This is a genomic window from Delftia sp. GW456-R20 (genome assembly GCF_001622915.1).
GTDB classification, from domain to species: Bacteria; Pseudomonadota; Gammaproteobacteria; order Burkholderiales; family Burkholderiaceae_C; genus Comamonas; species Comamonas acidovorans.
Genome location: NZ_LWCN01000004.1, coordinates 974,593 through 988,736 on the forward strand (window position 1 = coordinate 974,593; position 14,144 = coordinate 988,736).

General features: G+C 65.6%; 9 protein-coding genes. 2 read left to right on the top strand and 7 right to left on the bottom strand.

Annotated elements, in window-relative coordinates:
* Positions 1-54: 54 nt before the first annotated feature.
* Positions 55-1,212 carry an agmatine deiminase family protein gene (locus A4F85_RS09795; RefSeq protein WP_063326471.1) on the top strand — a complete coding sequence of 386 codons (1,158 nt, stop codon included), beginning with the start codon at positions 55-57 and terminating at the stop codon, positions 1,210-1,212.
* A gap of 412 nt (positions 1,213-1,624) precedes the next feature.
* Here A4F85_RS09795 and A4F85_RS09805 read toward each other — a convergent pair whose 3' ends face one another.
* Genes A4F85_RS09805 through A4F85_RS09820 form a run of 4 tightly spaced genes read right to left on the bottom strand, consistent with a single transcriptional unit; the run spans position 1,625 to position 8,980 of the window.
* Positions 1,625-2,278 carry a response regulator transcription factor gene (locus A4F85_RS09805; protein WP_034392317.1) on the bottom strand — a complete coding sequence of 218 codons (654 nt, stop codon included), beginning with the start codon at positions 2,276-2,278 and terminating at the stop codon, positions 1,625-1,627.
* Between the two features lie 18 nt (positions 2,279-2,296).
* Positions 2,297-5,554 carry a hybrid sensor histidine kinase/response regulator gene (locus A4F85_RS09810; protein ID WP_063326473.1) on the bottom strand — a complete coding sequence of 1,086 codons (3,258 nt, stop codon included), beginning with the start codon at positions 5,552-5,554 and terminating at the stop codon, positions 2,297-2,299.
* A 20-nt stretch (positions 5,555-5,574) separates the two neighbouring features.
* The gene (locus A4F85_RS09815; protein ID WP_063326474.1) at positions 5,575-6,786 is read right to left on the bottom strand and encodes an EAL domain-containing response regulator; all 1,212 of its coding nucleotides are present in this window, start codon (positions 6,784-6,786) and stop codon (positions 5,575-5,577) included.
* 4 nt (positions 6,787-6,790) lie between these two features.
* Positions 6,791-8,980: an ATP-binding protein gene (locus A4F85_RS09820; RefSeq protein ID WP_231890517.1), complete on the bottom strand. Its 2,190-nt coding sequence runs from the start codon at positions 8,978-8,980 to the stop codon at positions 6,791-6,793.
* Positions 8,981-9,671: 691 nt separating this feature from the next.
* Here A4F85_RS09820 and A4F85_RS09825 point away from each other — a divergent pair.
* Complete coding sequence (locus A4F85_RS09825; RefSeq protein WP_231890518.1) at positions 9,672-11,822, top strand: Ig-like domain-containing protein; 2,151 nt, start codon at positions 9,672-9,674, stop codon at positions 11,820-11,822.
* Positions 11,823-11,856: 34 nt separating this feature from the next.
* Here the strand turns inward: A4F85_RS09825 and A4F85_RS09830 are convergent, their stop codons facing one another.
* From A4F85_RS09830 to A4F85_RS09840, 3 genes are read right to left on the bottom strand one after another with little or no spacing between them, the layout of a single operon-like run.
* Complete coding sequence (locus A4F85_RS09830; RefSeq protein ID WP_043824291.1) at positions 11,857-12,174, bottom strand: DUF3325 domain-containing protein; 318 nt, start codon at positions 12,172-12,174, stop codon at positions 11,857-11,859.
* Entirely contained in the window at positions 12,167-13,840 is a 1,674-nt protein-coding gene (locus A4F85_RS09835; protein ID WP_063326476.1) for a PepSY-associated TM helix domain-containing protein, read from the bottom strand. Before A4F85_RS09835 ends, A4F85_RS09830 begins: the two co-directional genes overlap by 8 nt.
* 17 nt (positions 13,841-13,857) lie before the next feature.
* Positions 13,858-14,136, bottom strand: coding sequence for a hypothetical protein (locus tag A4F85_RS09840; RefSeq protein ID WP_063326477.1), 279 nt, complete (start codon positions 14,134-14,136; stop codon positions 13,858-13,860).
* Between the last annotated feature and the right edge of the window lie 8 nt (positions 14,137-14,144).

Sequence of the window (14,144 nt, forward strand, 5' to 3'; positions counted from 1 at the left end):
TGAATACGGGCTCGGACAATCGCAGCATTCCCCCAAGCACTTGCTGAAGACACCATGCCTTACGCCCTTTCCCGCCGCTGCCTGCTGAACTGCCTGGGCCTGTCGCCCATGGCGGCCCTGGCCGGCACCGCCGCCGCCCGCTCCACGGCAGCCCGTGCCGAAGGCAGCCGCCAGGACCCGGACAGCCTGGAGACCTGGCACATGCCCGACGAGGGCGACCCGCACCAGTCCACGTGGATGTCGTTCGGCCCCAGCGAAAGGGTCTGGGGCCGCCGCCTGCTGGAGCCCGCACGCGAGCACCTGGCCGGCATTGCGCGCGCCATTGCCGCCTTCGAGCCCGTGAACATGCTGGTGCGCGAGCGCGACTACGACCTGGCCGCGCGCCTGTGCGGCAACCGCGTCAAGCTGCATGTGCAGCCCGTGGATGACCTCTGGATGCGCGACACCGGGCCGGTCTTTGTGCGCAAGCTGGGCAGCGGCACTGGCAGCAGCAAGGGCGAACTGGCGGGCGTGGATTTCAACTTCAACGGCTGGGGCGACAAGCAGGCGCATGACAACGATGCCGAGGTGGCAGGCTTTGTCACCGAAGCCGCCAACGTGCGCCACCTGGAGACCGAGCTGGTGCTGGAGGGCGGCGGCATCGAGGTGGACGGCCAGGGCACGGCCCTCATCACCGAAAGCTGCGTGCTCAACCCCAACCGCAATCCGGGCCTGTCCAAAAGCGCCTGCGAGGTCGAACTCAAGCGCCTGCTGGGCCTGCGCAAGATCATCTGGCTGCCCGGCATTGCGGGCCGCGACATCACGGACGGGCACACCGACTTCTATGCGCGCTTTGCCTCGCCCGGCGTGGTGGTGGCTGGCCTGGACGACGACCCGGACTCCTACGACTACGCCGTCACGCGGCGCCATCTGGACATACTGCGCCAGGCCACAGACGCGCGCGGCCGCAAGCTCGACGTGCAGGTGCTCAAGGGCCCCTCGTCGGTGCGCAGCAAGCTGGAGTCCAGGGAGTTCGCGGCCGGCTACATCAACTTCTATGTGTGCAACGGCGCCGTGATCGCCCCGCAGTTTGGCGATGCCCGCGCGGACGCCAACGCCCGCTCCCTGCTGCGCGAGCTGTTTCCCCGCCGCGAGGTGGTGCAGCTGGACATCGACGCGATTGCCGCCGGGGGCGGCGGCATCCACTGCACGACGCAGCAGCAGCCGCGTTGATGCGCGCCGTGCGGCAATAAGAATCGTCTTAACCTTGGCTGCGCATGGCCGGGCAAGACTGGAGAGCGGTATATCGATCCGTTTTTTCCAGAAATGCAGCCAAAGAGAACGTCCCAGAAACTGTGCGACCCGTGCTACGAATTGCTGAGCAATACGAGCCTGTCAACGCCCCACCCCGGACTGAGGTTCCGCTTTTATTCACTGGAGCAGGACGCCAATTTCGTGAACTATTGCTGCGTGCATTGCCAGGCGCCCCTGGCGATGAAGACAAGCCGGCGCGGGGCACTTCTGGGGTTTCGCCTGATGCCGTCCGAACCGTACTATCCCCTGGGTGAGGGGGACATCGAGGACGGCGGCCCGGCGCAAGGCCAGGCGCTGGAAGGGTGACCGGCTTGTGCAGCCCGCAGGCCGGTCAGTCGAAGAGATGGTGCTCGGCGCAGAAGGCCGCCAGGTCCTGGTTGCTGTCCACGTTCAGCTTGCGCATGGCGGAGTTCTTCTGAAGGCTGACGGTCTTGACGCTGCGCCGCAGGCGTGCGGCGATTTCGGTGATGGACTCCCCATTGGCGAAATGCCTGAGGACTTCGAACTCGCGCGGCGAGAGGCTGTTGGCGCGCTCGGCCAGGAAAACGGACCGCTCCTGCCTGGGCGTGTCGGCCTGGAATGAGGGCGAATAGTAGCGGGCATTGAGGCGGACACACTGCAGCGCCGCCATGATCTGGGTGAGCGGCTCTTCCTTGAGCAGCACACCGGCGACGCCGGCGTCATACAGGGCCGAGATGATCATGGGGTTGGAGACGGTCGTCAGCACCAGCACCTTGATGTCCGGGAAGTGGCGTATCAGATAGTCCACGTAGCGCAGGCCATCGCCATAGACATCGTCGCCCGGCATGGAGTAGTCGGTCAGAACCACGTCCAGCGGGTTCGATCTGGCGTATTGCATCAAGGACGATGGCGTGCTGAATGTGGCCACGACCTGGAGATTGGGGTCCTGCTCCAGGAAGTCCTTGACGCCAAGCAGGACCACGGCGTGGTCGTCCACGACAGCAATGCGCAGTTTCAGTTTCATGGGATCGCAAGCAAAGGGTTAGGGCTGGGGCAATTGCGCCATCATGGCTCGAAGGTCGGCCAAGAGGTCATCCAGCAGGACTGACAGCGCGGCCTGCAGGCCGGGCTCCCGGGTGCCGTTCGGGAGCTGGTCCTCCAGCGACTGGGTGCGGGCGGCAAGCTCCTGCATCCTGGCCAGCAACAAGGCGCCGCGCATGCGATGCAGCGCCTGCGCGGCCAGGTCGGGCCGGCGCTCATCCAGGCCACGGGCCAGCATTGCGATGTCGTCGTTCATGCACTGCACGAAGACCTGCCGGTGCGTCTGCAGCACGTTGGGCTCCGACAGGGCCGCAGGCTGCGGTGTATCCCCCGCCGGGGTATCGGCCTGGGCAGGCGCCGGACGGAGCCGCTTTTTCGGCGCGAATTTCTCCAGGGTGCGGACCAGCGTGCGCAACTGGATGGGCTTGACCAGCCAGGCATTCATGCCGGCATTCAGGCAGCGGTTTTCCTCGTCCAGCATGGCATTGGCGGTCACGCCGACGATGGGGCAGGCAACGCCCTCCGCACGCAGCCGCTCCGCCAGTTCGTAGCCGTTGAGGTAGGGCATGTTCACGTCCGTCAGCACCAGATCGTGCGGGCTGATGTCCCACAGCGCCAGCGCCTCCTCCCCGTCGTCGGCGACCGTGACCTCGCAGCCCAGGCTCTCTAGCTGGCCGCGCAGCGTCACCTGGTTGACGGGATTGTCCTCGGCGACCAGCACGCGCAGGTCGAACAGGGGCAGATCGGAGCCGGAGCCGGCCGAGCGCTGTGCGCCGCCGAGCACCTGCGCAATGCCCAAGCCGATGCTCAGAACGTTGTGCCCGTCAATGCCCCGGTTGTCCGGCGAGGAAAGGTTCAGGTGCGGCCCGGTCCATCCGGGCGCGGGGCTGTCCGCCGGCAACAGGACGTCCAGCAGCAGTTCATCCTTGTCCGCGGCCACCGGGGCGGCGCCCGCCGCGCGGGCCTGGCCGCCCCAGCGCTGCAGCCAGGCACAGATGTTGTCCGTCAGTTCCGGGTGGGGAGTGCGCACCGCGATGCGGGCACCCTTGAGCTCGGGCGCCTCCTCCTCCTGCGCGACGGTCTCCAGCCCCAGCTCGAACCAGAACCGGCTGCCCAGGCCGGGCTCGCTCCAGACCTCGATGGAGCTGGACATCATCCGGGCCAGGCTCCAGCAGATGGACAGGCCCAGGCCCGCTCCACGGGCAGTGCGGCTGCTGTTCTTGACCAGATAAAAGGGTGTGAAGAGCTCGCCATGCAGGGATTTTTCTATGCCCACGCCCGTGTCGCAGACCTCGAACACCAGCCGGACCTGGGAGGCCGTGCCCGGCACGCTGCGCAGGCGGACGATCACATGGCCGGCCTCCGTGAACTTGATGGCATTGCTGATGAGATTGCCCAGGATCTGGCGGATGCGCACCGCATCGCCCAGCACCGACTCGGGCACCTGCGCGTCCACGCAGGAAAACAGCAGCAGGCCGTTTTGCTGCGCCATGGCGGCATAGGAGCTGGTGCAGTTTTGCACCAGCTCCCGGGGGTTGAACGGGGCCTTTTCCAGTTGCAACTGGCCCGCCTCGATCTTGCTGGTGTCCAGGATGTCGCTGATGATCTGCAGCAAGATGGACGAAGAGGCTTCGATACGGTCCACATACTTGCGCTGCAGCTGCGTGAGCTCGGTCAGGCCCAGCAGCTCCAGCGTGCCCAGCGCGCCATACAGCGGCGTGCGGATCTCGTGGCTCATGGTCGCCAGAAAGGTGGACTTTGCCTCATTGGCCTCGTCCGCCGCGATTCTTGCCCGCTCCAGATTGCTCTCGATTTCTGCGCGCGCACTGACGTCGGCAAACACGCACAGCGTCACATCCTGGCCCAGGTAGCGGGTGGGCGCGTAGGCCACGTAAAGCGTTCGGCCCTGCGCGGTGACCAGCTGCTCCATGGTTCCTGCGGCCCTGGCGTGGACAATTTCATCCAGCGCTGCCCTGTTTTCCGGCGAGCCGGGGCGCAGGTAGCCATCGGCCGAGTGCAGCCACTCCTGCACCAGCGAGTTGCTGAAGATGATCTTTCCACTGCCGTAGGCCACAAGGCAGACAGCCACGGGGGCGGTCTCGATCAGCGTCCTGTTGAATTGATTGCTCTCGACGATGACCCGCTGCGCTTCCTGGGCAGGCGCAATCACCTTGCGGTTGAACCAGCGGGTATAGGCGATACCGGCCAGCAGGCTCAGCAGCAGGGCCAGCACCAGGCCGGCAGAGGGCGCGAACAGCCGGCCCTGGAAAAAGGTGGCGTAGTCCACCTGGTAGTAGCCGGTCCACCGGCCGGAGGCATCCTCGGTCTTGAGGATCAGGCCATTGCGCGTGTACCGCATCCCCGCCTCGTCCACCTGGGGCACCGGGCCGGTGCCCATGAGCACGCCGAAATCCCGGTGCTCCAGCCAGAAAAGATGCCTGGGCAGCGTATGGATGGATCTTTCTATGGCGCTGATGCGCTGGCGGCTGAAAAGGATGGCAGCGTAGATCGGGCTTGTGGCGGCTTCGTCGCCGGCATCGATATGGCTTGAAAAGCCGGCTGCGACCATGCCGATCATCTTTTCCGGGAACTGGGGCGACCGGAACCAGACGATCTCCTGCGCCGGCGCCGTGGAGCCGGCGCCCGGCCGGGCATCGGCGGCCCTGGCCCGCAGATGCGCCTTGACGGCGGCAATCGTGCTGTCGAACATTTCCTGCGTGACGCTCTCGTTGCCTATGGGCACGTCGATGGCCGGCACGCCGATGCTGATCGCCCCATCCTCCTTGGTGAAGAAGGCAGCGGCTGCCGGGAAGTAGGAGCCTGCCCAAAAGGAGGAATAGCCCGCGGCCAGGGAGCTGCCCAGCGAGAAAAGCCGGTCCGGGAGCGTGTCGCAGGCCGCGCGCGCAGAGCATTGCAGTGAAAAGGGAATGCCGCCGATGGCCTCGCGGCCGCGGAACATGCGGTAGTCCGCCTGCGCAGGAGCGGGCACGTCAACGATGGTGGCTATCCTCTGGTCCGGCAGCGCTTTCCAGGACTCGTTACGGCCCTTGAGCCGCCGAAGAAAGATCTCCTGCTCGTCCAGCGAGCCGACGATGGCGGAGAAGTTCAAGGCCAGGCGGCCCTGCTCCTGCTCGAAGATCCTCTCAGAGCCCCACAGCAGCACGGCGATGAGGAAGATCGCAAGGGGAAGCACTCCAAACAGTACCCGGTTCTGCCAGCGTGTGGTGCGTGTGATCTTGCTGAACGGGGAGTCGGGCATGGACGCCTTGCGTGCTTGGGTCAGGTGGGGTTGCCTTGGTGTCGGGGTTCGGATGCCAGCATAAGGGCAAATTCGCTGGCGGGCACCGCGGCGGACAGCAGATATCCCTGCACGCAATCGCAGCCGACGCTGCGCAGCAACTCCAGGTCCTGGGTGGTCTCCACCCCTTCCGCCGTCACCGTCAGGCCCAGTTGCCGCCCCAACTGCACCGACGACGTCAAGGCCGCAGTGCGCACCTCGTCACCCGCGGCACCGGCCACGAAGGCCCGGTCGATCTTCAATTCGGTGAAGGGCGTGGAGATGAGGCTGTACATCGAGCTGTAACCCCGCCCGTAGTCATCCTGGGCCAGGCCGAAGCCTTTGAGCCGCAGGCGGCTCGCGCACATGTAGTAGTTGGCAGGTATGCCGACGGCCTGGTCCTCCAGCAGCTCGAACGTGATGTTCTCCGCAGCGATGCCGCACCGGGCCGCCATGTCGTGCAATTCATCCGGCAGGCCAATATCGTCCAGCAGCGGTATCGGCAGGTTGACGGACACAGGCACGACATGTCCGGCACTGCGCCAGGCCAGGTGCGCCGACATGGCGTCTTCCATCATCCGCACCAGCAAGGCATGGTCCAGGCCATGGAACCGGATGGCGGACATGAACGAGCCCGGCATCATGAAGCCGAACTGCCGATCGTTCCAGCGCGCCAGCGCTTCCACACCGACGGTGTGGCCCGTGAGCAGGGATTTCTTGGGCTGGAACCAGGCCTGTATGGTTTTCTCCTCCAGCGCCTGGATCAGGTGTGCCTTGGCGAAAATCGGCCGTTCCTTGATGCCCGGAGCGCTTTTCCTCTCGTAGGCACGCAAGGACCTGAGTTGGCTGGCCAGGACCTGGACATGGTCCGCACCGAACGGCTTTTGAAACATCCCGACGACGGAAAAGCCGGACTCCTTGGCCATGAGACTGACACTGTTCATCAACCGGCGCGAGCAGGAGCTGGATATGACGAGCATGGGATGCAGGCCGCGCTGGCTCAGTTCATTGATGAACTGCAGGCCGTCCATGTCGGGCATTTTCAGGTCGGTGATGACGAGGTGGAATCCGCCATCGCGCAGCATTTGCAGGGCATCGCGTGCGTTGCAGGCAATGTGCGTGTCCACGATTCCCGCCTCCATGAGCAGGCTGCGCGTGTGCTCGCAGCACAGGGCGTGGTCGTCAAGAATGAGTACTTTGAATGTCGACAGCATGGGATCAGGTCCTGCATTGCTTGATGTGGTTCAGGGTGGTGCGCAGCACCGCCAAAGTGAATGGCTTGCACAGCAGGCTGTCGAAGCCGGCCGGCAGTCCGTCGCCCTGCCCTTGCGCCTGCCCTTGCGCCTGCGTTTGCGTCTGCGGCTGCGGCTGCGCATTGGCCGTCAGCCCGACGATCGGGCGGCCGTAGCCACGCTTTCTGAGCGCACGCGCCAGGGCCAGGCCGTCCAGCAGCGGCATGTGCAGGTCGGTGAGAACGGCGTCGAATTCGAGCAGGCCGGGCATGGACAGCGCGTCCTGTCCATTGCTGGCCTGCTGGACCTCGCAGCCCAGCACCTGCAGTTGCTCTCGCAGGATGATTCTGTTGATGGGGTTGTCCTCGACGATGAGCACACTCAGCCCCATCGGCTCGTGGACCTGGGGAACGGCGGCGTACAGGTCAGGGCGCGCGCCCGGCGCAATGCCCTGCTGGGCCATGCCCAGCGCCTGGCCCACGGCCAGCACGCCAGGCATGCTGGTTTCCCACACACGGGCCTGCAGGGTTTCGCGGGGGACCTCGCCCGGCGCCAGCGCCACAACGCATTTGCCCGTCCATTGCGGACGGCGCACCGACCGTGGCCAGGCTTGCACCAGCACCGCCTGTTCATTGGAGCCCTGCACCTGCTCCCGGTATGGCTGGGCCATGGCGCCCCAATGCCGCAGCCAGGCGCACAGGTTGTGCACGACTTCCGGAATGGCGCCATCCACGTAGACGGTGTGCGGCAACAGGCTGGGCACTGCCTCATAGCCTGCCGCGCTCTCGCGCGGCAGGCGCAGCTCGAATGACACGCAGGTCCCCAGTCCCGGCTGGCTGGCGGCCGTCAGCCGCCCGCCCATCTCCTGGCTGAGGCGCAGGCAGATGGACAGACCCAGGCCCGCGCCCTGGACCTGCTGCTGCGTGGCCGCATGGGCACGGAAGTACGGGTCGAACAGGAAGGGCTGCTGCTCCGGCTCGATGCCGATGCCGGTGTCCTGCACCTGGAACCGCAGGTCGGTACCTTCCTCGCTTTCGCCCATGACCTGCAGGCGGATGGCCACATGGCCGGAGAACGTGAACTTGATGGCATTGCCCACCAGGTTGTCCAGGATCTGCCGCAGCCGCAAGGCATCGCCCACCAGCAGCGGCGGCGTTTTCACATCGGAGACGGCATACAGCTGCAGCCCTTTTTGCTCGGCACGCGACAGCAGGCCCGCGGCCACGCTGTCGAGCAGTTCGGTGGCCGAAAACGCATGGGCCTCCAGTTGCAGCCGGCCCGCCTCGATGGCCGACAGGTCCAGGCTGTCGTTGACGATGCGCAGCAAGGAGGCCGACGCCTGCTGCATGGCCCCCAGGTAGCGGGTCTGTTCGGAAGGAGCTCTGGACAGCGCCAGCAGCTCCAGCGTTCCCAGGATGCCAAAGAGCGGCGTCCGTATTTCATGGCTCATGGTGGCCAGAAACTGCGTCTTGGCCTGGCTTGCCGATTCGGCGCGCAGCTTGGCATCGACCAGCGCTGCCTGCGCCTGCCTGAGCGCCGTCACATCGCTGACCAGGCAAAAAACCACCGGCTCGCCAGCGTGGGTCGTGGGCGTGGTGCGGACCTCCACCCATCGCCCGTCCCCCAGCGCCAGCTCACGCGGGTCCTGCTGCGCGCCCCCGGCCACGGCATGCTCGAACCACGAAGAATCACTGCACACCCACTGCCGCGCCAGTCCGTTGGACAGCAGCAGGCTGCGATCGCTGCACCGCACCAGTGCCAGGCCCACGGGGGCCGTGTCCAGCAGCTTTCGGCAGAGCGCATCACCGGCGGCGCAGGCGCCTGCCCGGCTCCAGGCCGAAGCCGGCACGCCGCGGCGCAGCCGGCGCACGCACCATGCAAGTACAGCCATGAAGGCAAGTCCCAGCGACACGGACCCCAGCAGCAGCCAGACATGGGCCCTGACCAGCTGCCGCGCGGACTCCCAGCGGCCTGCAAGCCATCCGGCGTTGTTCGCGGATTTGCGCAGCAACAGGGATTCGGGAAGCGCCCGGCCTGCCTGCATCAGTGAATGGAGCGGCCCGGGCTGGCCCTGCGGTGCGCTGGCGCGCCACGGCCAGGCATAACCGGCTTGCGTGCGGATGGCTGCGTGCGTGGCCCCCACCGCAGCGTCCAGCAGCAGGAAGCATCGGTCCATGAAAAACAACTGAATGTCTCGCACGGGCACATGACCGAGGCTGTGCGATGGCGTCGCCGGGGCGGCGGCGTCCCTGCCGCCGTGACCGGCACAGGCCAGCATGGCCATGATCGCCAGTGCAAATGCCATCAAGTCACGCCGTGCCAGGGACAGGCACAGCCTGTGATGTGTCGATCTGGAAGAAAACAAGAGAGCTTGAAACTGGCGCATTGCCGAATCTTAGGAATCAGAAGGCGAATTTGGACTAAGAATTTTCTTAATACTGAAACCTCTTGCACGCCGCCTCGCCAAAGAGCGATTTCAAGCATCGATACGCCATCGAAAAATCGTCAACTCTCTTTGAAGATGCCATTATTCCTGTCACTTTAAGAAAATTCTTAAACCAATACTCCGATGCCCTGGAGATCATTGCCGGATTGATTCATCGACAAAGGCTGCTCCGTTTCTGACCACCCCCTGTGATATTGAACACAGACGTCGCGCATGCAGAATGCCATCGCTATTTCACATCATGTATTGCGCAATATCCAGAATGCGTTTCGGCAGCCCATTTCAGGGAAAGTAAAAAATGGCAATGAGGATATACAGGCAACGATTCACGACCAGGCCGGCAAGCAGGCCGCTGCGCCTGCTCGCCCTGGCGTTGCTCTTGCAAGGCTGTGTCGCCACGGCCCATGCATGGACCGTCGTGGTGGACAGCGCCGCCGACGCAAGCGGCCCGTGCGCCAGCACCGGCCTGGGACCCTGCTCCCTGCGCGACGCCATCATCTACGCCAACGCCAACCGCAACAAAGGGGGCGACAACCGCATCGAGTTCAGCATCGGTGCGGGGGGAGAGCAGACCATCGTCACCCAAAGCAACTGGAATGGCAGCCTCATGCAGCCCATTGCACCGGCCACATCGCTGACGGTGGACGCCAGCACGCAACCCGGCTATGAGGACCACTCGCCACGCCGCCCCCTGATCACGCTGCAGGCAGGCAGCTCCGAGTTCGGTACAGGGCTCGAGCTGGCAGGCGCCATCACGGTGCGCGGTCTGGCGATAGGCGGCTTCAACACCGCCCTGGCGGTGACCGGCGACGGCAACACCGTGCTGGGCTGCCATATAGGCGTTGACGCATCGGGAACGGTCGCCATGGGCAATCGCAGCAACATTATTGTCAACTCCGGCAACCGCAACCGCATCGGTAATCTGGATATTGGCGGGCGAAATGTCATTTCCGCGGCGGAAAATTCCGGAGTATGGCTTTCCTGGCCGGGCGTCGGTACAGAAAACATCATTCAGGGAAATTACATAGGCACCGATATCACCGGCAATGTGGCGCTGGGAAACCAGGGAAACGGCATCAGCGTGGCATCCGGATTTACCGGCACGCTGATCGACAGCAACCTCGTCTCCGGCAACGTCAGGGAAACCGGTGGTTCATCCGGGATTTCCATTTCCGGCTCGCACACGCTGGTGACCCGCAACCGCGTCGGAACCAATGCAGCCGGCACGGCCATGATTGCCAACAATGGGCCAGGCATTGCCGTATTCTTTTCGCCGGAAGGCGGACATCGCATTGGCACAGGCCCTGAAGACGGCAACCTGGTTGCCGGAAACAAGGAAACGGCCATTGAATTGAATGGAAACTACGCCGCACGCAACTCGAATACCCTGATTGCCGGGAATATCGTGGGAACCAGCCTGGATGCCAGCACCATGCTGCCCAATCAATGGGGCATCGTCATCAAGGATTCGGACGAGGTCACCGTGCGCGGAAACATCGTCGGTGGCAGCAAGGCGTCCGGCATACAGTTCCAGGGCGCCGGCAAGAACAACCTCGTGCAGGGCAACTACGTGGGCGTCAGTCCCCAGGGAACCGCCCTGCCCAATGGGGAAGGCGTTTCCTTTTTCCAGAAGGCCCATGACACCCTGGTCGGCGGTGACGACGCGGCACATGCCAACGTGATTGCGCACAACAGGCTGTTCGGCGTGGGATTGCGGGGGGACGAAGTCAAGGGCGTCTCCATGCTCGGCAATGCCATCTACGGCAATACCGAGGGAGGCATCGCACGAACCAGCCTGGCCAACGGAGATCCTGCCGATCCGGTGCTGCTCACGGTGACGCCCGACGGCCTGTCCGGCACGCTGGACAGCGTCGCCAACGAGAGCATGCGCATCGAGTATTTCTCGACGCCCAGACTGCCCGACGGGCTGGTGGAGCGCGCCGCCGGCAAGGTTTTGCTGGGCTCGCAGACCGTGACCACCGATGCCTCCGGCCATGCGCCCTTGGCGTTCAAGGGCGCCATGCCCCCGGGCGACCAGGCCGCTGTCACGGCGACCGCCACCCGGATTTCCACCGGCGACACCTCGCGCTTTTCCAACGCGATGGCGGCCAACGCCGCCCCCGTGGCGCTGCCGCAAGCCGTCACGACGCCGCAGGATACGGCTCTGTCCATCACCCTCGCTGGCACGGACTTCGAGTCGGACCCGCTGCGCTTCGAGATCACCACCGGCCCCGCCCATGGCGGCATCAGCGGCTTCGATCCCCAGACGGGCACGCTGGTCTATACGCCGGCGGCCGGCTACTCCGGGCCCGATACCTTCGCCTTCACGGTATCCGACGGGCACCAGAGCGCTGCCGCACCGGCATCCGTGTCCATCGAGGTGATCGCTGCCGATCCTCCCGACCCGGGCCCGGGCACCGATCCCGATCCCGGTCCGGGCACGGACCCAGGGCCCGGTGCCGGCCCCGGAAATGTCCAGGCCGTTCCCGGCCTGGGCAAGGGCGGCATGCTGGCGCTGCTGTGCGGCATGGCCTATCTGGCCAGCCGCAGGATGAGGAAAAGGCAGGCCTGAGCCTGCAGCGGGCGCAGAGGCCCCCGCGCAAACGTCAGGCCGGCAGCCAGCGCAGCCAGCTCGGCCGCCAGGTCAGCGTGAAGGCAATGGCCAGGGCGGCAGCGGCCAGCGTCATGATCCAGACCAGGGAGGCCATGGAGGCATGGTCCACCGCCAGGCACAGGCCCAGCGAGGCGGCCAAGCCTGAGACGCCCAGCCAGCGCAGCAGCCTGACCTTGCCATCGGGCTGGGGCATGTCGCCGTGCACCTGCTCCCAGTGCACGTCCTTGGCCAGCGCAAACCAGCCCATGCCGGCCAGCGAGGCGGCAAAGGCGGCGGCCAGCAGCAGTGCGTCCATCAGTCCCTCAGACATGGGCCACCTCCGCCGTGCGTGCAGGCGTGGCGGTGGCCACGCGGCTCTTGAGCTTGCGTGCCACCACCACGGCCAGCACGGCGCTGGCCAGCATGAACAGGTCCACGCCGGCCACGGGCCAGTAGCCCGCGCCCAGGGTCTTGAACAGGTGGTCGCCCGTGGTCAGCCAGTTCAGCAGCACGGCCGTGACGGCCATGGCGGCCACGGCCCAGCACTGCTCGCGCCATGCTGGGTTGGGCAGGCCCCGGGCCACGGGGGCGCTGCGCACAAAGGCATGCGCCATGGCCAGCAGCCAGGCGGCCCAGAAGAAATAGCGCTCCATGTCGCCCCGGCCCGGCCAGCCCTGGGGCATGGCCTCGGGCAGCAGGCGGTTGGAAATCAGCATGCCCAGGGCGGCCACCAGCATGCCGGTGACGGTGGTGACGGCCAGGGCATCGACCACGCGCGCGCCCTGCACGCCCTGCTTGGCGTGCTGCTTCTTGCGCTTTTCCACGAAGAAGACGAAGCCGGTGGCAATGCAGGCGCAGCCGGCCAGGCCACCGAGCACGTACAGCCAGCGCAGCAGCCAGTGGCGGAAGTGCTGCAGGTGCAGGCCGGTGAGGAAGGTGTTGAGGCTGTCCACGGCCGTGCGCGGCGGGTCTTCGCGCAACAGCGCGCCCGTGCTGGCCTTGAAGTGGATGCCCTCGCCCGTGAGCGCGATGCGGTCGGTGCCGGCGCGGTAGACGCTGACGTAGCCATTGGCATCGCCCACATGGGTGACGGACAGGAAGCCCACGTCGCCGGCCATGCCCTTGGCGGCCCAGCGGCGCTGCGCCTCGGCCACCATGGCGTCCACCGAGGCCACGGGCGCAGCCACGCCGGCGCGGTCATGCGGCAGGCCGGTTTCCTCGGCCTCCATTTTTTCGTGCAGCTCGTGCAGCGGCTCCAGCTGGGTGTGGGTGATGGGGAAGTAGATGCCCGCAAAGATCACCAGCCCCGTGAAGGCGAAGAAGAAGTGGAAGGGCAGCGCCACCACGCCCGTCATGTTGTGCAGGTCCAGCACGCTGCGCTGGGTGGCCTTCTTCGGACGGAAGGTGAACAGCTCGCGGAAGATCTTGCGGTGCATGACCACGCCGCTGACCAGCGCCACCAGCATGATGAGTGCGGCAAAGCCCACGATCCAGTAGCCCAGGCCCATCCAGTTGAGCGTCAGGCTGTAGTGCAGCGGGTAGAAGAACTGGCTGCCGATCTTGAGGTGATCGTCCGGCAGGGACTCGCCATTGCGCGGGTCGATGGTGCGCATGGCCCAGATCAGGGTCTCGGGCTTCTTGGCGTTGGCCACCTCGTAGCCGGCAAACAGGCCCAGCACCGGGTCGCGGTGCGTGGTGTAGGCGCCCCAGCGCTGGGGCGTGTCGAAGCGCTCGGGCAGCGGGCCGTTGACCTCGCCGCGCATGGCCTCGCGCGCCTGGGCGTTGGGCTGCATGGACTCGAAGACCGGCTTGAGGATCTGGTCGTACGAGGGCATGGGCGTGGGCTCGAAGCGCGAGGCCGGAATGGCCCAGCGGTCGATCTCGCGGTCGAACACCGACAGCGCGCCAAAGAAGAACGCGGCCATGAGCACGAAGCCGAGCACCAGCCCGAACCAGGTGTGCAGCCAGGCCATGGAAAGGCGGAAATTCTGGAACATGGGAAGCGATCTCCGGATCAGGGCAGCAGCATCTGCTGGAGCAGTGATGCGCAGCCGGTCATGACAATGCCGCCACCGGCCAGCACGGCCCAGACGCGCGGGAGGCTCTGCGCCGCAAAGGCCCAGAGGAACACCGTCAGAAACACCAGGAAGCCGAGGATGTAGCCCAGATGCTCGGCATCGTGGAACTCCATTCCGGCGGCAAACATCAGCACCACGCCCAGGGCGATGAAGCCCCAGGTGAAGGCATAGCCGCCGAAGATGGCAGCTGCAATGCGAACCAAAATAGTTTTCATTTACACAG

What these genes read in the sequence shown, in the direction of transcription:
- A4F85_RS09795 (WP_063326471.1), top strand. Translation starts at nt 55, where the DNA reads ATGCCTTACGCCCTTTCCCGCCGCTGCCTGCTGAACTGCCTGGGCCTG.
- A4F85_RS09805 (WP_034392317.1), bottom strand. Translation starts at nt 2,278, where the DNA reads ATGAAACTGAAACTGCGCATTGCTGTCGTGGACGACCACGCCGTGGTC.
- A4F85_RS09810 (WP_063326473.1), bottom strand. Translation starts at nt 5,554, where the DNA reads ATGCCCGACTCCCCGTTCAGCAAGATCACACGCACCACACGCTGGCAG.
- A4F85_RS09815 (WP_063326474.1), bottom strand. Translation starts at nt 6,786, where the DNA reads ATGCTGTCGACATTCAAAGTACTCATTCTTGACGACCACGCCCTGTGC.
- A4F85_RS09820 (WP_231890517.1), bottom strand. Translation starts at nt 8,980, where the DNA reads ATGGACCGATGCTTCCTGCTGCTGGACGCTGCGGTGGGGGCCACGCAC.
- A4F85_RS09830 (WP_043824291.1), bottom strand. Translation starts at nt 12,174, where the DNA reads ATGTCTGAGGGACTGATGGACGCACTGCTGCTGGCCGCCGCCTTTGCC.
- A4F85_RS09835 (WP_063326476.1), bottom strand. Translation starts at nt 13,840, where the DNA reads ATGTTCCAGAATTTCCGCCTTTCCATGGCCTGGCTGCACACCTGGTTC.
- A4F85_RS09840 (WP_063326477.1), bottom strand. Translation starts at nt 14,136, where the DNA reads ATGAAAACTATTTTGGTTCGCATTGCAGCTGCCATCTTCGGCGGCTAT.